24 protein-coding genes, 1 rRNA gene and 1 pseudogene are annotated in these 23,500 nt (G+C 38.3%); 4 read left to right on the top strand and 22 right to left on the bottom strand.

Features of this window, described 5'->3' with window-relative positions; translation table 11 throughout:
* Positions 1–203: ribosomal RNA gene (locus T529_RS0105170) — 16S ribosomal RNA — on the bottom strand; the annotation flags it as partial.
* A gap of 238 nt (positions 204–441) precedes the next feature.
* On the bottom strand, positions 442–711 hold the full coding sequence (locus T529_RS0105175; protein WP_033162555.1) for a dihydroxyacetone kinase: 270 nt from the start codon (positions 709–711) through the stop codon (positions 442–444).
* 126 nt (positions 712–837) lie between these two features.
* Here T529_RS0105175 and T529_RS0105180 point away from each other — a divergent pair, with 126 nt between their 5' ends.
* A complete protein-coding gene (locus T529_RS0105180; RefSeq protein WP_033162556.1) occupies positions 838–1,515 on the top strand; it encodes a beta/alpha barrel domain-containing protein in 678 nt (225 codons plus the stop codon).
* A gap of 104 nt (positions 1,516–1,619) precedes the next feature.
* Here T529_RS0105180 and T529_RS0105185 read toward each other — a convergent pair whose 3' ends face one another.
* Both T529_RS0105185 and T529_RS0105190 read right to left on the bottom strand, forming a co-directional pair.
* Complete coding sequence (locus T529_RS0105185) at positions 1,620–2,654, bottom strand: Gfo/Idh/MocA family oxidoreductase (protein WP_033162557.1); 1,035 nt, start codon at positions 2,652–2,654, stop codon at positions 1,620–1,622.
* Complete coding sequence (locus T529_RS0105190) at positions 2,638–3,621, bottom strand: Gfo/Idh/MocA family protein (RefSeq protein ID WP_033162593.1); 984 nt, start codon at positions 3,619–3,621, stop codon at positions 2,638–2,640. Before T529_RS0105190 ends, T529_RS0105185 begins: the two co-directional genes overlap by 17 nt.
* Before the next feature lie 398 nt (positions 3,622–4,019).
* Between T529_RS0105190 and T529_RS13655 the strand changes: the two genes are divergently transcribed.
* On the top strand, positions 4,020–4,562 hold the full coding sequence (locus T529_RS13655; RefSeq protein WP_338010839.1) for a glycyl-radical enzyme activating protein: 543 nt from the start codon (positions 4,020–4,022) through the stop codon (positions 4,560–4,562).
* Positions 4,519–4,860 (top strand): glycyl-radical enzyme activating protein, encoded by a 342-nt coding sequence (locus tag T529_RS13660; protein WP_338010838.1) that lies wholly within the window; start codon positions 4,519–4,521, stop codon positions 4,858–4,860. The genes T529_RS13655 and T529_RS13660 overlap by 44 nt, the downstream gene beginning before the upstream one ends.
* 230 nt (positions 4,861–5,090) lie before the next feature.
* Here the strand turns inward: T529_RS13660 and T529_RS13080 are convergent, their stop codons facing one another.
* On the bottom strand, positions 5,091–5,249 hold the full coding sequence (locus T529_RS13080) for a hypothetical protein (RefSeq protein WP_156032166.1): 159 nt from the start codon (positions 5,247–5,249) through the stop codon (positions 5,091–5,093).
* A gap of 57 nt (positions 5,250–5,306) precedes the next feature.
* Here T529_RS13080 and T529_RS13735 point away from each other — a divergent pair.
* Positions 5,307–5,679: pseudogene (locus tag T529_RS13735) on the top strand (IS1634 family transposase); the annotation flags it as partial.
* 187 nt (positions 5,680–5,866) lie between these two features.
* Here the strand turns inward: T529_RS13735 and T529_RS0105200 are convergent.
* From T529_RS0105200 to T529_RS0105280, 17 genes are all read right to left on the bottom strand, one after another.
* A complete protein-coding gene (locus T529_RS0105200; protein WP_033162558.1) occupies positions 5,867–6,259 on the bottom strand; it encodes a GtrA family protein in 393 nt (130 codons plus the stop codon).
* A 77-nt stretch (positions 6,260–6,336) separates the two neighbouring features.
* Complete coding sequence (locus tag T529_RS0105205; RefSeq protein ID WP_033162559.1) at positions 6,337–7,137, bottom strand: TrmH family RNA methyltransferase; 801 nt, start codon at positions 7,135–7,137, stop codon at positions 6,337–6,339.
* Positions 7,138–7,145: 8 nt separating this feature from the next.
* A complete protein-coding gene (locus T529_RS0105210) occupies positions 7,146–7,556 on the bottom strand; it encodes a peptide deformylase (protein WP_033162560.1) in 411 nt (136 codons plus the stop codon).
* The gene (locus T529_RS0105215) at positions 7,549–8,877 is read right to left on the bottom strand and encodes a replication-associated recombination protein A (protein WP_033162561.1); all 1,329 of its coding nucleotides are present in this window, start codon (positions 8,875–8,877) and stop codon (positions 7,549–7,551) included. Before T529_RS0105215 ends, T529_RS0105210 begins: the two co-directional genes overlap by 8 nt.
* 23 nt (positions 8,878–8,900) lie before the next feature.
* A complete protein-coding gene (locus tag T529_RS0105220; protein WP_051646866.1) occupies positions 8,901–12,656 on the bottom strand; it encodes a chemotaxis protein CheB in 3,756 nt (1,251 codons plus the stop codon).
* Positions 12,657–12,713: 57 nt separating this feature from the next.
* Positions 12,714–13,496 (bottom strand): hypothetical protein, encoded by a 783-nt coding sequence (locus T529_RS0105225; RefSeq protein WP_033162562.1) that lies wholly within the window; start codon positions 13,494–13,496, stop codon positions 12,714–12,716.
* A gap of 114 nt (positions 13,497–13,610) precedes the next feature.
* Complete coding sequence (locus T529_RS0105230; protein ID WP_033162563.1) at positions 13,611–14,075, bottom strand: hypothetical protein; 465 nt, start codon at positions 14,073–14,075, stop codon at positions 13,611–13,613.
* A complete protein-coding gene (locus T529_RS0105235) occupies positions 14,075–14,314 on the bottom strand; it encodes a hypothetical protein (protein ID WP_033162564.1) in 240 nt (79 codons plus the stop codon). Before T529_RS0105235 ends, T529_RS0105230 begins: the two co-directional genes overlap by 1 nt.
* Positions 14,315–14,368: 54 nt before the next feature.
* Complete coding sequence (locus tag T529_RS0105240; protein WP_033162565.1) at positions 14,369–15,280, bottom strand: transglutaminase domain-containing protein; 912 nt, start codon at positions 15,278–15,280, stop codon at positions 14,369–14,371.
* Positions 15,264–16,127 carry a patatin-like phospholipase family protein gene (locus T529_RS0105245; protein WP_033162595.1) on the bottom strand — a complete coding sequence of 288 codons (864 nt, stop codon included), beginning with the start codon at positions 16,125–16,127 and terminating at the stop codon, positions 15,264–15,266. The genes T529_RS0105240 and T529_RS0105245 overlap by 17 nt, the downstream gene beginning before the upstream one ends.
* A 97-nt stretch (positions 16,128–16,224) precedes the next feature.
* On the bottom strand, positions 16,225–16,407 hold the full coding sequence (locus tag T529_RS0105250) for a hypothetical protein (RefSeq protein ID WP_033162566.1): 183 nt from the start codon (positions 16,405–16,407) through the stop codon (positions 16,225–16,227).
* Positions 16,408–16,499: 92 nt separating this feature from the next.
* Positions 16,500–17,717, bottom strand: a complete 1,218-nt coding sequence (locus T529_RS0105255) for an iron-containing alcohol dehydrogenase (protein ID WP_033162567.1) — start codon at positions 17,715–17,717, stop codon at positions 16,500–16,502.
* Positions 17,718–17,897: 180 nt separating this feature from the next.
* A complete protein-coding gene (locus T529_RS0105260; protein WP_033162568.1) occupies positions 17,898–18,236 on the bottom strand; it encodes a hypothetical protein in 339 nt (112 codons plus the stop codon).
* 132 nt (positions 18,237–18,368) lie between these two features.
* Positions 18,369–20,165, bottom strand: a complete 1,797-nt coding sequence (locus T529_RS0105265; protein ID WP_033162569.1) for an ABC transporter ATP-binding protein — start codon at positions 20,163–20,165, stop codon at positions 18,369–18,371.
* Positions 20,162–21,967 (bottom strand): ABC transporter ATP-binding protein, encoded by a 1,806-nt coding sequence (locus tag T529_RS0105270; RefSeq protein WP_033162570.1) that lies wholly within the window; start codon positions 21,965–21,967, stop codon positions 20,162–20,164. Before T529_RS0105270 ends, T529_RS0105265 begins: the two co-directional genes overlap by 4 nt.
* 67 nt (positions 21,968–22,034) lie before the next feature.
* A complete protein-coding gene (locus T529_RS0105275; protein ID WP_033162571.1) occupies positions 22,035–22,805 on the bottom strand; it encodes an amino acid ABC transporter ATP-binding protein in 771 nt (256 codons plus the stop codon).
* Positions 22,806–22,818: 13 nt separating this feature from the next.
* Positions 22,819–23,469, bottom strand: a complete 651-nt coding sequence (locus T529_RS0105280; protein ID WP_033162572.1) for an amino acid ABC transporter permease — start codon at positions 23,467–23,469, stop codon at positions 22,819–22,821.
* Positions 23,470–23,500 lie beyond the last annotated feature (31 nt).

The raw sequence follows: 23,500 nt of genomic DNA on the forward strand, positions 1-23,500 counted from the left end.
AGGACGTTTAACGTGGACGGGATGTCCCGTCCGCGCCTATGCGGTCTTAGCAGCCGTTTCCAGCTGTTGTCCCCCTCTGAAGGGCAGGTTGCCCATGTGCTACTCACCCGTTCGCCACTGAGCGCCGAAGCGCTCCGTCCGACTTGCATGTATTAGGCACGCCGCCAGCGTTCATCCTGAGCCAGGATCAAACTCTCCATCGTCTCATGGAGAGCATCTAGCTCTCTCTATTGCTTGCATTCTTCCGAATGTCTTTTCTTGTTTATCTGACGTGTTTCTGTTCAGTTATCAGTGTTCGGCTTGCACTCACTGCTGAATGCTTATTTACTATACCATCGCATGTTTTTCTTGTAAAGCCTTTTTTCATCTTTTTGCGAAAAAAGTTGCTTAAAATAAAAATATAGCCTCTACAAGGCAAAATAAAAGAGAGTTCCCTCTCTTTTATCCTTTGAGTCCTCTTGCCTGGCGATCCATATCTTCAACAACGATATCATAAATCTCACCAAGTGTACGACAATACTTTAAAACATCCCAAGGTTCATTCGTATGGAAATGGATCTTAATTAAATCTTCATCCCCTACTGCAAGTAAGCAGTCACCCTTAAAATGTTCTGTGATGTAATCATGAATATCATCTTCATCTAGGTCATGGCCTTCAATCAATAACTGTGTATCATAACGATATTCTAATGATCCTCTTTCATTATCCATTTGTTCAATCCTCCTTGACAGAAGTATTATACCACAATTGTTGAAATCTTTTAAATGAGATGATTGTAACTTATTTATAATCAAGTGAATATGTTATAATATAGTGGTTAAAGGGAGGCTAGTAAAATGGAAGAACAAATCGATAAAAAGAAAATTCCTTATATCACAACTAAGCTTAGACATAATATACTAGAAATGCCACCAGTTATTCGTGAAGCAAGTGGTATCGTTATATTTGGTAGACGCATTAAGTCTCTTGTTTTTACAACAGATATTGCGATTATTCGCAACTGTGATGCCGATGCAGTATTTGCCGTCTATCCATTTACCCCACAGCAGGCCATTTCTAAAGCAATCATTGAAGCAAGCTATACACCTGTATTTTGTGGTGTCGGAGGTGGCACAACAAGCGGTTTAAGAACTGTTGGACTCGCTAAAGATGTGGAGAGTCTAGGCGCTATGGGTGTTGTCTTAAATTCACCAATCACAAATCCTAACCTTCTTGCCGTCAGCAAGGTGGTAGATATTCCTGTCATCATTACCGTAACAAGTCCAGAAACAGATATTTCATCAAGAATTAGACACGGAGCAACCATTCTCAACGTTGCAGCAGGAGCTAACACTGCCAGCCTTGTCGCAAAAATACGTCAGGAGCATCCTGATATTCCCATTATGGCAAGTGGCGGTAAGAGCGAAGAAAGCATTAGGGCGACGATTGAAGCTGGTGCCAATGCCATCACCTATACACCACCAACGACTGCCGAACTTTTTAAAAGCATGATGCAAAAATATAGAGAACCATGATCAGTTCGTTTAACTATACATATACCAAAGGATTGATTCTTGTTCATTTCAAAAGACCAGGCATGTTACATAAGTAACAGCCCGGTCTTTTAAGTTTCTCTCAATTATTCGCATTGACTAATGCCTTCTTCAAGCAATTTCAATTGTAGTAATGTCTGTTCTGGTGTCACAAGTTGAGGCTTGTGGTTTCTTATCGTCTCAAAGATAGCATCATACATGCGGCTATAGTCACCAGTCACTGTTGGCACCTTCTCTTCGACATATTCCTGATGTTCATTATAATAAGTGATCGTGCCATAATGTTCCTCACGGTCCATGCCAAAGTCTGGATGATCGAGAGTTGGCATATAGAAGCGCTTCAGATCTGCCTCCTGGCGGTCTTCAGTGACCTTCACAAACATCCCCTTTGTGCCATAGACGATAAATCTTGGGCGATGCTTTATGCGCATATAGGATGAGGCAATTGTCACCTTGAGGGCATTGTCATAATAGAAATCAATATCAAAGTAGTCATTCATTCTTCCCTTGCCCATAATCTGTTTGACTTCCATATGATAATCATCGGGCTTGCCAAAATAGCTTAGTGCCTGATCTAGCGTATGACAGGCATGGCCATATAGGAAGCTGAGATAGCTATCGAAGTGATCAGTCGCATCCACCACATCCTTGCGGTAATAGTCATAATGCATCTCTACTTCATAGATATCACCTAGCTTACCTGATTCAATGACTTTTTGAGTTGTTAAAAAGTCGGAGTCAAAGCGTCGGTTCTGGATGCACATAGCCATCAGGCCCTTTTGGCTAGCGAGATCAAAAATCTCTTTTGCCTGTTCGCTTGTGGTCGTGAATGGCTTTTCCACAAGCACATGCTTGCCATGTTCGAGTGCCATTAAGGCATATTCATAGTGCATGACGGGTGTTGAGACAACAATAAGCTCTATTTTTTTATCGTTAAGCATGCTTTCTAAATCATCCGTGTAATTGACATCGGGAATTCTTTCCCATTGGATATGATCAAGATGTCTTGCCCAGATCGTCTTGATTGTAAACTTGTCGCTTCTTCTTAAGATAAAGGGTGCCTGATAGCGATGGGTTGATTTCCCTGCCCCAATAAATCCTACATTAATCTTTGTCTGCATCGAATACGATACCCGCCTTTCTCCTTGCCGTTGTTAAGACCTCACTAGCAGCTAATGAGTTTTCCATCATTTCTTCTGCAAGCTGATCATTCTTCTCTTTGATCATTGTAATCATTCTTTTAAATTCATAGCTCATCGCATGCTTCTTTTCATCAAAGTCATAGAGATACTCCTCACCTGAATGTAGATGTAAAGTATATTGTGTCATGCGCGAAACCGGTGAATGAATAGTAATATAGCCTTTATCGCCTTCAATTGTATTCACTAATGGTGCAGCTGTATCCTTTGCCCCAATTGCACTCAACTTGAACTGACCATAGTCCATTAAAAGAATGCCTGAAGTATCAATATTCCTTTCAATATTTGCATAATAATCAACATCTTTTGGCTTGCCAAAAAGATTGATTGCGAAATGCACATTATAAACATTGATATCATAAAGCGCTCCTCCTGATTTAGAAGGATCAAACGCCGGTGTTATAATGCCTTCTTTAAAACGATCATAACGGCTTGAATATTGTGAATAGTTTAAAGAAACAATTTTAATTTGACCAATTTCATTTAAATGTTCTTTTAAGCTCATGACTGCTGGCATTGCATAGAGTGTTACAGCTTCAGTAAGAATACGCTTTTTCTCTCTTGCCAAGCAAGCAAGTTCTCTTGCTTCTTCAATCGTACTTGTCATTGGCTTTTCACAAATGACATGCTTATTTGCCAGCAAAGCTTCTTTAGCATACGCATAGTGCAAGCTATTAGGCAACGCAATATAGATCGTATCAACATCACTCTCAAGCAATTCTTTAAAATCTACAAAATGACCATCAAGATGATAGCGTTCTACTAACATGCTTGCCTTCTCTTCACTTCGCTTGGTTGAAAATAGATAAACTTTCTCCACATCCTGTTCAACTAACATCGGCAACATTTCTTCAACAATCTTGCCCGTACCTAGAATACCTAACTTCATAATATCCTCCTGTTTACATTCTATCATAAAACAAAGGCACTTTTGGCTTATCTTCATTTCTTTATAAACCTTTGTGACAATCATTGCACGCTCTTTATCAAGTACTTCTTCACGGAATGCTTGCATACGATCAGTATGCTGACCAAAGTGTTCTTTGTTTTCAATAAGCTTCTCCTTTTAATTTCATTTGAAATATACATCACTTTTTCTACAAGTATATCGTAGCATTATTTAGAAATTAGTCAATATTATTTCAATTAAATGATATTTAGCTTTCATTCGTAAGTTTTATTTATCCCTCGCCATCAAACTGCTACAATAATCGCGAAGGAGATATAGCTTATGAGTAATGGTATCTTATTTAATATACAAAAGTTCAGCATTCATGACGTCCTGGCATCAGGACAACACTATTCTTAAAAGGATGTCCTTTAAGATGCCAATGGTGTGCAAACCCAGAAAGCCATCTGGCAAAGATTCAGGTCCTCTATCACCAAGAAGACTGCCTGCATTGTCTCAATTGTGTTCATCTCTATCCTACGCATGCATTAACACATCAGGATCAATGCATTCATGTAGACTTCAATAAATGTATCGGCTGTCTAGAATGTGTGAAGAATTGTCCTGGACATGCCTTAAGTAATGAAGGGGAATATAAGAGTGTTGAGGAGGTTGTGGCAATCTGTCTTCAAGACTTGCCTTTCCATGAAGAGAGCGGTGGGGGTATTACGATATCCGGTGGTGAAGGCATGAGTCAGCCTGATTTCCTACGTGAATTACTTTCTGCCTTGAAAAAGCACAATCTTCATCTTGCGATTGAAACAATAGGATATGTGCCTGAAGACGTATTCCAAGAACTTGCTCCGATGTTTGATTTATTACTCTTTGATATCAAGCATGCCGATTCTGAAAAAACATCAAGCAGGAACAAAGGTTGGTAATGAGCTTATCAGAAAGAATCTCAAATGGGCTATTGAACAACACATTGAAATCCTCCCACGTATACCAGTCATTCCTCATTTCAACGATTCTTTAGACGATGCAAAGTTAATTGCCACACACTTAAAAGAATTAGGCTTAAAGAAAGTCCAGCTCTTGCCATTCCATCAAATGGGTGAAAAGAAATATCAATTGCTTCACCGCAATTATGCCTACGAGAATACAAAAGCCTTACATCCCGAAGACCTTCTTTCCTACCAACAAATCTTCACTAATCAGGGCATTGATTGTTTTTTCTAAGTCACATATCATAAGCTGGCTATTTTTTTCAGCTATGATAATACTTTTTAGAGAGGAGAGAGTCTTTATGAAAAAAACATCGCCTATTCTTCATCATAGCTTCCATCATATTTATTGCATTCTATCTGTTTGACCATTTCGCATATGAATACTATTTGAGAAATTTTGATGTCTTCTTTTCTAACTTTTATCGCTTTACAGTCTTCAGTCGACCTCTTATTCTCATTGCATTATGGTGTGATCATCTCTTTCTTGTATTTAAACGTAAATAGTAAAAAAAAGACATAAATATAAGTAATCATGTCTTTTTCGGAGAGCCCATTTTCAAGCGCCTCTCCTTTTTCTTTCATCCAACTGATCTCTCCTATTAAATCAACATTTACTTTCATACGCTTTAGCCACCTTAAAATAAGCTAAACTGAAACAAAAAAAGAATGACCATTATTAACAGTGACCTGTCACTGATCATAAGATCCAACAAGCAGCGATGGGAAATCGAGGAAAGCTTCCAGATAATGAAGAGCGAGCTTAAGACAAGACCGATGTACGTCTCAAGGGAGAACTCAATTAACGGGCACCTTCTCGAGAAGAAATACCTGAACGAGAAATACACATGCGACGAAGTGTTCAGCACGCTTCATGACTTCAACATCACACCTGAATGGAACGAACTACATTCCATCATTTACCCGGACGGAGATTGTTGATGCGCTGGCCGAATCATTCGGCTTCCAGCCATCAAGGGAAATCATTACACAGAAATATCTGAAAAAATTTCAGCAGGTCGTTAACGCAAAGAAAAGTACGAAGCTGAAATAACAAACAAAAAGGTAAAAAGCATTGATTATATCAATGCATTTCGCCTTTATCAGTTTTCTAGCAGTAAAGCATGAGATTATACCACAAAATAGCGGCATCATTCACTATATGTATGATGTCGCTATTTTTATGCGTCTATTTTATTTTGTGCTGATCCTTTTTGAAAATCTTATTTTCAAAATATATTTTAATTTGCATGCGTCTTAAAGGCCCAGAGCTTTGCAATGAGATAATTAAGTGGAGCAATAATAATAAGAATAATGATTGGAGCATATGTTGGAGAGAAATGAGCTTTATCAATAAATAAATACATGAGGAATTCTTTTAAGAAAATACCAGTTGAAAGATAGGTCATAAAGTTCTTCATTAATGCATGCCAGCGATTACGTGTTTCTCCAGGCTTTTTCTTAAATACAATGAATTCATTAAATCCAAATGAAATAAGCGTACTGACAATAAAGCCAATGATTACACCAATATAGGGACTAAATCTCAATACTTTTAATGCAAGTAAGTATGAAAGATACTCACCGACAGATGAAGTGACCCCACCAATTACATATCTGACAATCTCATTCATTCCAATCCCTCATTCCTTTCCCCATCACAATATACGCATATTATCGAAAAAAAGGCTTCTTGTAAAGAATAATCATATTACTCATGGTGAGCAAGCTGATAAAAAGCAACTGCACTAGCCCCAGCAACATTTAGGGAATCAACACCATGATGCATTGGGATAATGACTTTATAGTCCATTGCTTGCAAGCTTTCATCAGAAAGTCCATCTCCTTCATTGCCAAGAACAACAGCCAGCTTCTCTTCTTGATTGAGTTGTTTATTGCGAATATCAATGGCATCATCTTTTAAAGCCAGTCCAGCAATTTTAAACTGATAATCATGCAGCTTCTCATATAAGCCAGTATGCACAATTGTCCATTTGATTTGAAAGACAGTTCCCATCGAGACACGACTTGCCCTTCGATATAAAGGATCGGCACAGCCATTGGTTAATATGACGCCATCCATATTCATTGCTGCCGCTGAGCGCATTATTGCTCCCACATTTGTTGGATTTTCCACATTATCCATAACGGCAATACGCTTTGCATTTTGTAATAGTTCTTCAAGCGATAATAGCTTTTGACGTTGCATTAAGCACATTGCTCCTTTAGTAAGCGTATAGCCAGTAAGCTTTGTAAGCTCTTTATAGCTCGTAACATAAACAGGAATGTTTTTTAAGTGTGCAAGAAGGGCAAGGTGTTCATCATTCATTTTTTCATCCATCAGGACGCTAACTGGCTGATACCCAGCAGTAAGTGCCCGTTCAATAATCTTGGGACTTTCTACAATAAACAAGCCAGGATCTGGTTCATAGATATGAGAAAGTTCACGTTCTCTTAAATTTCTATAGACATCTACGCGTTCATCTTCGATATCTTTGATTTTTATAATCATAAAGCCTCCTAAATGACAATTCCATTGCAATGATCTATTTCATGCTGAATAATCTGGGCAATGGTGCCACTAAAATGGGCATGAACTTTCTTAAAGTTTGCATCATTGTACTCTAGATCAATTTCCTGATATCGCATGCAATTTTTCATTCCATCAAGTGAAAGGCAGCCTTCCTGCGTAAGATATTTACCTGACTTTCTAATAATACGGGGATTATACATGACATATTGTACATTACTCATACTAATCGCAATAATTGCTTTATTGATACCAATCATGTTGGCAGCCATGCCAACACATTCATCCTTATGCGCTATTAATGTATCCAACAGGTCTTGACCTGTTTCAATATCTTTCAATGTCGCTCTTTTAGCTTTCTTGCTGAATATTTGTGTTCCTTTTTTTATTTCTCTAATCATTGTCATCCTCTTGATGTGCTTTCTTCCATTCTTTAATTGTTTTGAGTTTTTCTTTATAACGCTTTTCTAGTCCATAATTTGTTGGCTGATAGTAGGTTCTATCCTTCAAGCTATCGGGCAGACATTGCATTGCAGTGATGGCATTTGGTGCATCATGGGCATACTGGTAGCCTTCCCCATAACGTAAATCCTTCATAAGTTTAGTCTCGGCATTTCGCAAGACTAATGGCACCGGCTCAGCCATTGTCTTGTTGGCATCCATTGCCGCCTGATTATAAGCAAGATAAAGGGCATTGCTTTTAGGAGCAAGTGCGCAGAAGGTAACGGCTTCTGTTAAATGGACGGTGCACTCTGGCATACCAATAAAGTGACAGGCCTGATAAGCAGCAACACAGATTTCTAACGCCTTAGGTTCAGCAAGACCAATATCTTCTGAAGCAAAGCGTGTCACTCTTCTAGCAATATATATTGGATCTTCTCCCGCTTCAAGCATTCTTGCCAAATAATAGATGGCCGCATCAGGATCAGAATTACGCATGGATTTATGCAAAGCAGAAATGAGATTATAATGCTCTTCTCCTTGCTTGTCATAAAGCAGAAACTTCTTACTTGTTGATTGGATAATATTGTCCTTTGTTACATGAATAACACCATTTTCTTCCGGTGCATTCAAGATGATCATTTCCAGTGTTGTTAAAGCGCTTCTTGCATCCCCATTCGCAAATTGTGCAATGGCATGAATCATATCATCAGTGATATCTGTTGTAAGATTGCCAAAACCCTTTGGTGAATGCAGGGCATTTTTTATCAGATCAACAAGATCTTCTTCACTTAAAGGCTTTAAGACAAAGACCTTACATCTTGACAATAAGGCACTATTGACTTCAAAAGATGGATTTTCTGTTGTTGCACCTATCAGTGTTATACTGCCATTTTCAACATAGGGCAAGAAAGCATCTTGCTGGGCTTTATTAAAGCGATGGATTTCGTCCACAAAAATAATCGTCTTAGCCCCCTGCATATGAGCTACTTTTGCTTCTTGCATGACATTTCTGATATCTTTAATGCCACTTGTAACAGCCGAAAAAGTTATAAAACGAGCTGATGTCTGATGCGCAATAATGCGTGCAAGTGTTGTCTTGCCAACACCGGGCGGTCCCCAGAATATCATTGAAGGAACACGATCATTTTCAATCAAGCGATAAAGTATTTTATCTTTACCAAGCAAATGCCTCTGACCCACAAACTCTTCTAAATTCTCAGGTCTTAAGCGACTTGCCAAGGGCTCATTCTCATTTTCAAATAAACTTAATTGTTCCATACTTACCTCACAAAAAAGGAAGCCTAAGCTTCCTTCTGATCTTGTTTTTCTACTCTTTCAAACTCACGTGACAACAACATAAAGAGTCGTTCCGTATCAATCGGCTTAGAGAGATGGCCATTCATGCCAGCAGCTAAACACTTCTCTTCTGTTACAGCGAAAGAATCAGCTGTCAAGGCAATAATTGGGATAGTCATTGCGTCCGGTGAATCAACGGATCTGATTTCCCTTGCCGCATCAAAGCCATTCTTGATTGGCATCATGATATCCATAATGATTGCCTGATAATGATAGGCACCACCATTAATAAACATTTCAACAACCTCTTCACCATCACGAGCCAGTTCCGAATGCACACCCTTTTCAGCTAGTATTTCCATAATCACTTCAGCATTCAACTGATTGTCTTCAGCAACCAGGACATTCTTGCCTTTCAAGATGATTGATTCAAATGAATCATTTGCTTTTTCACTGATATGAATCTGTTCATCAGTTGCTAAGTCAAACTGGAATGTCAATGTAAATGTTGTACCTTTGCCAAGTGCTGATTTACATGAAATCGTACCGTCAAGAAGATCAACAAGCGTTTTAACAATATATAAACCAAGTCCTGTTCCATCTCTTGTCTCATTGACTTCATCTTCCTGTTCAAATGGCAGGAACATACGTTTCTGGAAATTATCACTCATGCCCTTACCATCATCACTGATTGTATAGACATGTGTAACCTTGCCATCCTTATAGCTTGCTTTGCCATTGAATGATACATGGCCACCTTCAGGCGTAAACTTGAGGGCGTTCGTTAATATGTTGACGAGTATTCTAGTCAGATGTTCGCTATCAATTAAGGCATAACGGCCCTGACAGTTTTCAAAATGTGATTCATAATGTAGTTTTGAATCTTTGGCTTTAGGTGAGATGATGGCATTGACATCATCAAATACAGAATTCTCATTCATCACCTCAAAAGCAGGAACAATCTTGCCTGCATTCAATTGACTTGTTTCAAGCACCTCTTCAATCATATTTAAGAGATAGTGAGAAGAAATATCGATTTTCTTTAGATTATCCCTAGCCTTTTCTGGTAAATTCATATGAAGAGTAAGATCTGTTAAGCCGCTAATTGCCGTCATCGGCGTACGCATATCATGACTCATATGGGAAAGGAATGCTTCCTTCGCTTTAGAGTTCTCGGTAGCTGCTTTAAGCGCTTTGGCCATTTCTTCAACCTGGGCCATGCTGTTGGCTTGTGATGTCGTATCAACAAAAGTCAATACCAAGCCAGAAACTGGTGCCTTATTATCTTCCTGCTTACTTACGGCACGATATGGTGAAATACGTAAGAGATATGTCTTGCCTGTCACAGAAGCACAATGTATTTCAACTGGCTTAAGGTCAAGTAGAACCTGATGACAAAGCTCAATGAGATTGATTGTTGCAAAGTTATAAGCAATATAGCGTAACGAGCGACCAACATCCTGGTCAGCTAAGTTAAACTCAGATGTAATATATTCAGTAAACTTACAAATATTAAGATCACGGTCAACCATGATAATACCAACCAGTGTTGTTGATAGGAAGTTAGCCATATCATCATTAACACTAGCAAGTTCCTGGACTTTGCTTTGGTATTCGGAATTGACTGTATAAAGCTCTTCATTGACGGATTGTAATTCTTCATTGGAAGATTGCAATTCTTCATTAGCGGTTAAAAGTTCCTCATTAGCAGTCTGCAGCTCCGCATTGACACTTTCAAGTTCTGTTACTGTATTCTTCAAATTTTCCTGAGTGATAGAAAGTTCTCGCTCTAGATCACTAATACGCTCACTTGCAGCAGTATCAACCTTGTAGACAGACATATCCTTAGTCACTGGACGTTTTTCTCTAATAAAGGCAATTGCCGTCATTGAAGTACGATCACCAAGCTTATCAGTAAGCGGTGTAGCGACAATGGAAATATATTCAGGATTTTTTTCAAGTAATACAGGCACTTCATCATAGGCCACACGTTTCTGTTTTTCACGCGCTTCTTTTAAAGCCTTGCTGACAGCTATCTTCAAATCATTACGGACAAGCTGGAAGATATCCAATGTGACCTTGCCAGTTGGGATTGTAATAAAGAGCGAACAATCACCATAACTGTGTTCTAGCTCATTTTTTTCATTAATGACAACACAGGCTGGCATTAAATCTTCAAGCACTTTCGTATCAAGTTCCTGTGAAGAATATTGATGATCAACATCACGTGAAGAAGTATGATATGTAGCAACAGGAGAAAGATAGTCTTCAACCGACTGTAATGAATAGCTGATGCGATCATGCTTAGGCATCTTGCCACTGGCATCATGAATGAAGATCTTTTCGTTAGCACAATAAACCTTAAAGACATTATCATATGTAGATACGGATTCACTGCGTCCTAAGAACAAGAAGCCCTTATCTTTCAATGCCATATGGAAAATCGAGAAGAGGTCCTTTTGTAGGACATTCTGGAAATAAATCAACAAGTTACGACAGCTAATTAAATCTAGCTTACCAAAAGGAGGATCCTGGAAGACATTATGCTGGGCAAAGATCAACATTCTTCTGATTTCATGATTGACAGTATACTTGCTGCCTCGTCTTGTAAAGAAACGAGAGAGACGCGCCACTGAAACATCTTCAATAATATTATCACCATAGACACCTCGACCGGCAAAATTAACACTATCAGCATCAAGATCTGTAGCAAAGATCTTGATATCTCTTTGCATATTTAATTCTTCCATTACTTCCGCAAAGAGAATGGCAATGGAATATGCTTCTTCGCCAGTTGAGCAGCCAGCAACCCAGACACGAATCAAATCGCTAGGTGAAGCTTCCTGCACGATTTTCTTGACAACACGTTCCTTCAATACATCAAAATAATCCGGATCTCTAAAGAAACGAGTAACGCCAATCAAGACTTCCTTACCGAGAATTTTTGCTTCTTCAGGATTGTTATTCAGGTATGTGACATACTCTTTTAAATTACGATTATGTGTAATCACAATTCTTCTTTCAATACGTCTTAGAACAGTTGTCTGCTTATAATAAGTATAGTTGACATTGGTAACGGACTGCAGTATTGAAAAAACTTTATTCATTAAATCATTGTCAGTGAGTTCAATATCCTTATTGACATTCATCATGCTTGCAGAAATATGACTCATTTCTCTTGCAATAGCGTCAGGTGATAGAACAAGGTCGACAAATCCTGTAGCAATTGCATTACGTGGCATGCCATCGAATTTAGCCGATTCAGGTGATTGGACAATAATTACACCATTCTGTTCCTTGATGGAGCGAATGCCATTTGTGCCATCACTGCCCGTACCTGACAAGATAACAGCGACTGACTTGTTTTCATAAGCACTTGCGAGCGATCTTAAAAAGATATCAATAGGATGATTAATATGAGTATGATTATATTCGCTTAAATAAAGTGTATCTGAGACAATCTCAATATTATATTTAGGTGGCAGCATATAGATGGTATTACGTTCAACCTTCATGCCATCCTTGGCTTCCACTACCGGCATGGAAGTATATTTTCCTAAAATATCCACCAGTAAACTCTTGTGATCCGGTGAAAGATGCTGAATGATGACATAAGCCATTCCTGTGTCGCTAGGCAAGAAAGTCAGCAATTGCTGCAAAGCTTCAAGCCCACCAGCACTTGCGCCAATTCCTACGACACAATGTGGCCTTACTTCTACATTTTTTGCCACAAGCGTAGTCTTTGCATTAGATTGATTCATAATTATCCTCCTGTAAAATAGTTCATAGTTCTAAGTAAATTCATTATATAAAAAGATTTAAGCATCTGTCTTTAAGACAATCTGACCAATTATTTCTTCAAGTTGTTTCTTGATCATTTCAAATTGTTCTATATCATGCATCAGTCTTTTCTTTTCTTCATTAAGCATAGCTTCATCCTTAACAAGCTCCTGTTTATCAAATGGGGCGCGAATAGGAATCCATTCAAGTTTGATATTCTTTTGTTGGATGAGCTTTTCCATTTTTTCTAGTAGAAGCTGTTTTTCTTTAAAAGTGAGATTTTCATTATTCTCACAGGCAAGACGGTTTAAATCTGCCAATGCAACATAGTCATTGGCAATAAAAGCCATCTGTGCTCTTTTAAAAATATTCATATTCGTCGGTGATGTATAATAATGCAAGTCGGGATGGATTTTATAGATGATTTCTTTATATTGATCATAGATAATGCCTTTCTCATAAAAGCCAACATCATCGCTTTCGAGATATCTTTTACTCGCTTCCACTTTCTCCTTATACTCAGCCAGTTTATTGATATTCTCTTCACGCATACTTTCAAGTATTGCATCAAGCATTGTTGAAGATATATATTCTCCTCTTTCTCTATATTGTTTTACAATTGAGACACGTTTATTCAAGTACTGGCATAGATAGAAAAGTTTTGTACGTTCATAGATCAAATCACCAAGTTTTGCATCATACATTGCCTTGATGACTACGCCTTGCTTGGTTTTTTCATCTATTGCTTCTTCCAAAGTAGCAAGCTTTTCCTTTGTATACTCAAACTTGGTCTCAAACATTCTTAATGTTCTCTCGTCCATGCATTATCACCTAATAGTATTATACACACCCCAAGTAAAAACATGTAGTATGAATCACGAAATTACTAAAAAAATAAGCATAATACAAACTATTTTGATAACAAAAAAGCCAGCTTATCTCTGATATGCATGCTGAAAGCTTGTTTCAACAATCTGTTCATAAACATCAATTCGATCTTCAAGAGCTAATAGATAGCCCATCGCTCCACCAATAACAACAAGCATATGCATAGGCTGCAGTTCTTTATCATCCGATACAAAAATCAGATGTCCTTCATCACTTTGCGCAATGCCAATTTCACATGCCTTGCTTTCAAGCTGATGGTCCCTGATTGGTGGACACAAGCCAAGATTAATCTTCGCATTCGCAAAGCTTGAAACTTCATTCATAAAGCTTAAAGCATCAAAGACAAAGCGAGCATCCTGTTTTGTCATTTCATTGACATTTTTATGAATGACAAATTGGGCAATGGCATAAAAGAAAAACTCCTTCAGTCTGTTTGTATCAACCTCATGATTTTGTTCATAAGTCACATTGTTGTTCTCATCAATCTTGAGAATACCCATCATTTCCTTCATTATACATCATACTCCTCACCAACACGTTCCATCGCAATCTTTGCCCCAAGTTCTAGCTCGCTTAAACGATTTTTCAATGTCAGTTCCATGCGATTTTGTGCTTCCTCAAGTTCTTCATCAGTTGGTTCAACTGCCTGCACAAGGCCGCTATATTGGGCAAGTAAGACAAGATAACTCTGATAAAGACGTTTTGTATCAATATCTTTGTCATTGATATTTTTTAAATTTATTTTTTCCATAGAATCACCTCACTCATTCTAACATAGCTCAATAAGAAAAACCACCAGTGATCACTAGTGGTCGTATAAAGAAAGTGGATATTTTGATTGGAAGGCTGTTGTTTTATAAATGTCATCAGCATGATGACTCTTTTTAAACTGCAAGTCACCTTTTAAGAAATACATATTTTTACGTCCTTCTGCATCATTCCAGGTAACATCAACATCATAATAGCGATTGCCTAGCTTAACGATATTCCATGTATGATTTTCTCGTCCTGTTGGCTGGACGCTCAGGCCAGTAATCATTCGATTATCAATTTTCGCCTCAAGTAGCAAACGATAGTACGCTAAAGTATAGGCCTGACAAACACCATGTCCATTAACGAGAGCACCATAGGCTGTATATTGGTCCCCACGGCCACGATCACTATAATACATATGATGGACAAGATAGTCATTAAGCTGCTTGATCTTCTGATAATTCGTTCCCTTCACATGAGCGACTATAGCCTTAACTTTTTTATCAATCAATTGTTCTTTAGATAAGGTTGTACGATAGTTTATATCATAAGCTAAATCATAATGATATCCATTAATAATACGTGTACGCTTTGAGGAAATCGTAACTCTTGAAAGAGAATAGTGCAGATAGTCTCCTTCATTGGGAACACCTGTATGTTTGATTGCTTCTTGATAAATATTCTTTGCGATTTCTTGGGCATCTATTTTTTGTCTACTGAAATAGGTTATATCGATATGATGGGTACGATTAATCATCTTCCTACGTAACAAATTACCAGCTGACACATCGTCGGAAAAATGTTCATCATCAGCAATAATGCCAGTCTTCTTGCTTAAGAAGGCAACCATATCATTGACCTGCTGACCACCATCGACCTGCAAACGGTTATAGAGAACCAATCCTCCATAGCTAGCAGTTAGAATGAGGGCAACGACAATAAGCGTCTTAATGATCTTCTTCATTTCTTGCCTCATTAATAAAATGCTTCAAGCTTGCAAGCTGTTTAAGAGCCTGCTGGCGACCAATTCTATACACACGCTCTTTTTCTTGCGCGGAGTGACAAAGCGCTGGAATATTGAGACTAAAAGGTGGCTGAATGATAAATGCATCACCATATTCTCCACGCTTCTTGATATAGCTTAGCTGTTTGTTGTAAGCAAGATGGCGCTTCTTGAGTTTCTGATAGATGGCTGGATATTTTTTCAATAACAGCTTCATCATATGTGTATGTTTCATTGGCCCTTTGCGGTAAGATGATGGCTGTGTGAGAATGACAACATTCTTCTTATAGCCAATGGATTCAAAATACTGTAATGGAATACTATCAGCAATACCTCCATCTAATAACTTCATACCATCAACTTCAACAGCATGTGAGACAACGGGCATACTTGCCGAAGCACGAATATACTGCATTGTCTTTTTATCGTCCTCATCACAATGGTAATAAAGAGGCTCACCTGTTAAAGCATTTGTACAAACACAATAAAAATCATGTTTCATAAATTCCTGATAATCAAATATATCAAGTTCATAGGGCAGCTTTTCATAATCAAACTTTGCTCCATAGAGATCACCCGTTAAAAAGAACGAGCGCCATGAAGCATAACGCCAGTCTTTCGCAAATCGCTTATTGTAGCGTATAGCACGTCCAATCTGCTTAGAAGCATAATTACAGCCAAATGCTGCACCTGCTGAAACACCAATTGAAGCATCAAGTTCAATCCCATTTTCCATTAACACATCAAGCACGCCAGCAGTAAACATGCCCCTATTAGCTCCGCCTTCCATTACTAATCCAATCTTCACTTTGTTCACCTCACGTGGCATTCTAACATAAATGTCTATTTCTGACCACATCTATACTCTAAATGAAAATACCAGGAGCTCCTGGTATCTTCTTCAATCATAAGTGTAATGATGATAAATGCTCGCTGATAATCTGATGATGGCATATTTCTTCATCATCAGAAAGGCAATAGGAAGAATCATCTGCAACAAGATCTTTTTTCATTTCTTCTTCATCAAATTCTTCGTTCTTATCCTTTCTTAAAAGATCATCCGCAAATAAAGTTTCGAAAGCAATCATTTCATTTCACCTTCTCTTTACTATTTTAGTCAGTTTTAAGATGTAATCAAGCAAATGACAAAAAAGGAAGGAATTTCTTCCTTCCTGAATTATTAGAAGTCTACTTCAGTGTCGTAGTAGCAAGCTTTCAATAATTTTTCCATTTCTTCCTGAGTTGGCTTACGTGGATTTGTAAGTGTGCATGCATCAGCAATGGCATTCTTAGCAATTTCAGGTAATCTTTCTAAGAAGACATTTTCAGGTACGAAACCTTCTTCTGTTGGATAAGAATCCTTGCCATAATGTTTAATGCAATGTGGAATATTAAGCTTATCGTTCATGTTTCTTAATAAGGCAATTAAGTTAGCAATCTTTTCATCAGCAGTTTCGCCGCCAAGTTTTAATTCATCAGCAATCTGTGCATATCTTGCTTTTGCTTCTGGATCTTTAGCGTTGAAGGCAATAACCTTTGGTAAGTACATTGCATTAGCAGCACCATGGATGATATGAGCACCATAATCAGCAAAGATGGCACCCGTCTTATGAGCCATTGAGTGAACAATACCAAGAGAAGCATTTGAGAATGCCTGACCTGCTAAGCACTGTGCATCGTGCATATTGTCACGTGCTGTCATGTCACCATTATAAGAATTGATTAAGTCTCTTCTGATCATTCGAATTGCCCATATTGCAAGTGGATCAGTGTAATTTGCATGAGCTGTTGAAACATAGGCTTCAATGGCATGTGTCATTGCATCCATACCTGTATGTGCAACAAGTTTCTGTGGCATTGTTTCTGCTAATTCTGGATCAACAATGGCAACATCAGGTGTGATTTCAAAATCTGCAATTGGATATTTAATACCTTTTTCGTAGTCTGTAATAATTGAGAAAGCTGTTACTTCTGTAGCCGTACCTGAAGTTGATGATACAGCACAGAAATGTGCCTTATTTCTTAATTTAGGTAAAGCGAAGACTTTACACATATCTTCGAATGTACATTCTGGATGTTCATATTTAATCCACATAGCTTTAGCAGCATCGATTGGAGAGCCACCACCAATGGCAACAATCCAGTCAGGACCAAATTCTTCCATAGCCTTAGCGCCACGCATAACTGTATCAACAGATGGATCTGATTCAATACCCTCAAATAACTTTACTTCAAAGCCAGCTTCTTTCAAATAGTCTTCAGCTTTCTGTAAGAAGCCAAAACGTTTCATTGAGCCACCACCAACACAAATGATTGCCTTTTTACCTTCCAATGTTTTTAATGCTTCTAGAGCTCCCTTTCCGTGATATAGATCTCTAGGTAAAGTAAATCTCTGCATAATATTATCTCCTTTTTTTATTGTTTTCTATTATGTGATTTGTTTCACAACACCTATAGTATAACGCCTACAGATTTATTTTTCAAGTATAGAAAGGGTGAAATCGCTATAGTTTTTATGTATATTACTTTTATCAGTATAAGTAAAAAAGGATATCACGAAGATATCCTTTCACTTCCATTATTTTTCTTTTAAAGTTTCAAGCTTAGCTTTTAAATCTTTGAGCTTTTCCTGATAAGCAACATAGTCATTTGTCATATGATCAAGTGATTCTGTAGCTTCAGGAACACCAAAGATCTTTTCTTCACTTTCAATAGCTTTTTCTGTAGCTTCTTTTTTCATTTCTTCCTTGATCTTGTTGATAGCAGCCATATGAGCTTCACCCTGAGCAATGACTTCTTCAACTTTCTGACGATCAACAACAACATCATTTGTCTTCTTTTCTGTTAAAGGTTCAACATTCTTAAAATATCTTGCATAGCTTTCCTGAGCCTTTTCAACGATCTGTTTGTAATTCATACTTATACCCTCTTTCTTTACATCTTTAATGATAATCAATTCTTAATAAACTTCAATGCTTGTTCAAGACAATTAAATAACTTTTACAATTTTTCTTCTTATAAAGGGCATTTTTTGTAAAAGCTAAGAACACTAGAGAGCTTTTTCAGTCTGGATTTCTTCAAACTGCCTGCTATAGAGTTCATAATAATAGCCATGTTTTTTCATCAGTTCATCATGCTTGCCTGATTCCACAATCTTGCCATCACGCACGACAAGAATAACATCTGCATCAACGACGGTTGAAAGACGATGGGCAATCATAAAGGATGTTCTTCCCTTGATGACTGTCTGTATGGCATCCTGAATTGCTTTTTCCGTCATCGTATCAATAGATGATGTCGCTTCATCAAGAACTAGGATAGCAGGATTGGCAAGAATAGCACGGGCAAAGGATAGAAGCTGTTTTTCACCTGTTGAAAGCAGGTCGCCGCCTTCACCAACATCAGAGTCTAAGCCATTTCCCATCTTCTTGACAATCTCGCTTGCCTTGACAAGTTCAAGTGCCTGCCAGATTTCTTCATCTGTTGCTTCTGGTGCGCCATAACGCATATTATCACGCACACTGCCACTAAAAAGATGTGGTGTCTGTAAGACATAGCCAATATGAGAATGAAGCCATAATGTTGAACGGTCTCTGGCATCTTTTCCATCGATGAGCACCTGACCACTTGTTGGTTCAAAGAAACGACAGACAAGATTGACAAGCGTACTCTTGCCTGCTCCTGTCTCTCCTACAATAGCGACATTTTGTCCCTGAGGGACTTTGAGATTGAAATGTTCTAAGACCATTTCTTCTCCATCTGGATAATGGAAAGAAACATCTTTGAATTCAATATCACCATGCAAGTCTTCCCAGTTTTCTTTCTTTGGGTGGAAGGTATCGCCATAACGTTCAATGACATCTAATCGATCAGCAACATCACTTTTTGTTTCCATTAAAGTACTAAAGCGTTCAATATTAGCCTGAGCTTGAATCATTGCCGAAAAGACTTCGACGATGGCCTGAATCGGGTCAATCATGCCAATCGCATAACTCATAAAGACAGAAAGCGTACCAATAGCCATCAGATTTTCCTGGCTGAGTCGTCCTCCTTGAGCGAGCACGACGGCAAGAGCTAAGCTACTCATAATAGATATTGTGGATACAAAAAGAGCTGAATAATGGGTCGCATGTATACTGACTTTCTGCATTTCACGTGAGTCTTCTTCAAAATCATGCTGTACAGTATCTTCTACAACGAGTGTTTTGATACTCTTCGCCCCACTGATACCTTCATTAAAGTTGGCAGTGATGAGGGAATTGATTTCTCTGATCTTACGATTCAAGACAACTAAGTGCTTTTGGAAATACATGATCAGTAAGACAGCAATAGGAATGAGCAGCATCAAGATTAAGGTCAGCTTCAAATGGATTCTTGCCATTATGACAAAGACAATGATCAAGTAGGAGAGATTCCAGACAAGATCCATTAAACGCCAGCTTACTAATGTACCAATACGATCCGTATCACTCATCACGCGCGCATGAATATAACCTACGTTATTTGTATTAAAATAGGAAAAGGACAGTGTCTGAAGATGATTGAAGCTCGCATTTTTCAAGTCACGGCCAACATAGAGTTCAACTTTGGAAATCATATAACTTGAAATAAAATTCGCAATCACCTGTAAGACTAAAACAAAGACATATAAAGCAACAAAATAGACAATCGTATCAAGAGTCTTTAAGGCAAGATAGTGATTAAGCACATAGCGATTAAAGAGAGGATAGATACTATCAAATAAGCTCGAAACAACCCCTAAAATCACCATGATGATCATTTCCTTACGATAAGGCTTGATATAAGGGATAATCTTTCTTAAGCCAAAGAATTGATATTTTCTCATGAATTGTCCTCCCCTATATTCTGAATGTCGCAGATCTTGCGATAGATACCCTTTTGGCTTCTTAATTGCTGGTGATTACCAACTTCAGCAATCCTGCCTTTATTTAAGACAATAATCTGATCAGCCTGCATCAATGTCGTAATACGATGACTAATCAAGATGACTGTGGCATCATGGATATTTTCTTCAAGAGCACGACGGATTTTCATATCCGTTTCACTATCAACAGCACTTAAAGAGTCATCAAAAATCATGATTGGGGTCTTACGGATGACCATCTGGGCAATCGCTGTACGCTGCTTCTGACCACCAGAAAGGGTTACCCCACGCTCACCAACCGATGTCTTGTAGCCATTCTTGAAATGGTTGATGGCTTCATTAAGGCTCGCAATCTTGCTTGCCTCTTCAACATCATCCATGGTTGCAGAATGGATCCCAATAGCAATATTCTCCTCAATACTTTTCGAAAAGAGGTAAGGTTCCTGTAAGACAAGACCAATATTCTTTCTTAAATAATCACGGTTAATATGTTTAATATCAACACCATTAATATAGATATGACCACTTGATACCTCATAGAGATGATCTAATAAATACATAAGTGTTGATTTACCAGAGCCCGTCCCACCCAGGATACCAAGCGTTGTGCCTTTTTCAATAGCAAAAGAAATATCATCTAAGACAAGTGGACCATCATCATTATAGCGGAAAGATACATGATCAAAGACAATATCCCCATGCATATCGACATTTATAGCATCCTTGTCATCCTCTTCTTCTTCACTATTCATAATATAACGAATACGATCAATTGAGACACTTGCACGACTCATATCTGAAATGACACGCCCAAGTGAACGAATTGGCCAGACAAGCATGGTATTATAGGAAACAAAGGCAATATAATCACCAGCTGTGATGTCTCCCTTGACGCCAAAATAAGCGCCCAGTGCTGCAATCGTTAAGAGCTGCAAGCCTGAGATACCATCACCAATCGACCAGAACCAGGTAATCAGGATATCAAGCTTCATGAAGGCCTTGGTATAGATCGTATTCTGCTTTTCAAAACGCTGTCGTTCATAGCGTTCTCGACCAAAGGCACGCACAACTCTTACGCCAGTCAAGTTCTCCTGAGCAATCGAAGAAAGCACGCCTTCTTCTTCATCGGCCTTTTCAAATGTCGCACCAATACGCTTATGGAAGAAAAGTGAATAAGTGACAATGATGGGAATAAAGATGGCAGCTGCCAGCATCATCTTTATGGAAATGGTACTCATGAAATAAAGAGAAAGAACAATCATAATGATAATACGTAGCATCTGGGTTAGCTGTTCTGAAAGGAAACGCTTGATAGTTTCCACGTCACTTGTACATCGTTGAATAATATCTCCTGTAGGATTATGCGTAAACCAGGCAAAAGGCAAGTGAACGATATGCTCAAATAGGCCATCACGCATCACCTTGACAAACTTCTCGGCCCCCTTGCTGTTAAAAAGCCTAAAGAGATAACGAAATAATGCCCCAATAATGGCAACAATCACTACAAATACACCAATAAGATAGATATGGCCTTTTAGATATGTTATCCCTCCAACACCTTGGATAAAGCCATTAAAGAAAGCAGGCAAGCTTGCTTTTTTAGAACCAATGACACTATCAACCGTAAAGCTGATAATGCGTGGGTTAATAAGATCAAAAAGTGAAGCTGCAGCGGCAAAGAGAATGGCAAGAATAAAATAGGTTTTTGAGCCTTTTATGAAATAAAGAATTAATTGTCGATTATTTTCAAACTGTTTTTTCATAGACACTCCTTAACTTGATTATAACGGATTTTGCTCTCATCTAATAGTAATATGCAAAAACAGGAAACTAATGGGTTTCCTGCTGATCATAATATTTGCCTAAAAAGGCCTTCGTGCGTTCATTGTCACTTGTGAACATCTTTTGTGGTGTTGTCTTTTCAACAATCACACCTTTATCCATAAAGACAATCACATCACTGACATCTCTCGCAAACTGCATTTCATGGGTGACAATAACCATTGTCATCTTTTCTTTTGCAAGTTCTTTGATAACCTTCAGAATTTCAAGTGTGAGCTCTGGATCAAGGGCACTTGTTGGTTCATCAAAGAAGAGGATTTTTGGCTTTAAGGCAAGTGCTCTGGCAATGGAAACACGCTGCTGCTGTCCGCCCGATAACTCACATGGATAGGCATTTTCCTTATCACTTAAACCCATCTTCTTCAAGAGTTCACGTGCTTCTTGTATGACTTCCTGTTTATTTCGTTTCTGGTTGCGAATAGGTGCATCAATGATATTCTTGAGAACTGTGAAATGTGGGAAAAGATTGAAGTTCTGGAAGACGAGACCAAAGGTATTCATTGCTTCTTCAATAGCTTTTTTATGATCATAGCTGGCAATGTGATTAATAGAAGTTACGACTGGCTTTTCATTATATGAGAGTGTGCCATCATCCATTGTTTCTAGGAATGTCGCAATTCTCAGTAATGTTGACTTGCCTGAACCTGAAGGTCCAATAATGGAAACAACTTGACCTTCTTCAACTGCCAAGTCAATATCTTTTAAGACTTCGTTGTCACCAAATGATTTTTTAATGTGTTGTAAATCCAATATTCTCATACACTCTTCTCCCTTATTCATAATAACTCATTTTCTTTTCAATTGTTTCCATGACAAAAGCAACAACGGCATTGAAAATATAATAGAAGATTGCTGCTGCGACAAATGGCATCATGGAGCGACTTGTAGCGGCAATCGCCTTTGCTTCTGTAAACATTTCGGCATAGGCAATCGAGAAAGCCAATGATGTATCTTTGACAAGTGTAATGATTTCATTTGTGAGAGATGGGAGTATGCGTTTGATCACCTGAGGCAGGATGATGACAAAGAAAGTTGCCGTTTTAGAATAGCCAAGAACCTTGGCGGCTTCATACTGTCCTTTAGGCATGCTTTCAATACCACTACGATAGATTTCCGCAAAATAAGCAGCATAGTTAAGAGCAAAGGCAATAATAACAGCAACACCACGATACATTGGAGAGATCGTTATGCCAAACATATAGTATGGGCCAAAGTATACGACAAGAAGTTGCAACATCAGTGGTGTCCCACGCATAATGCTGATATAGACGCGTACGATATTCTTAAGGATCAGATGCTTGCTCATTCTGCCAAAAGCGACAATGAGGCCAAGAGGCAAAGAGAAGATGAGTGTCAGAAAGAAAATCTGTAGCGTTGTGCCCATGCCACCTGCTAGCTGGACAAATAAATCCATTAAATTCATAAATAATATCCCCCTTAGAAAAAAACCAAGC

Source organism: Sharpea azabuensis DSM 18934 (assembly GCF_000702165.1).
Lineage (GTDB): Bacteria > Bacillota_I > Bacilli_A > Erysipelotrichales > Coprobacillaceae > Sharpea > Sharpea azabuensis.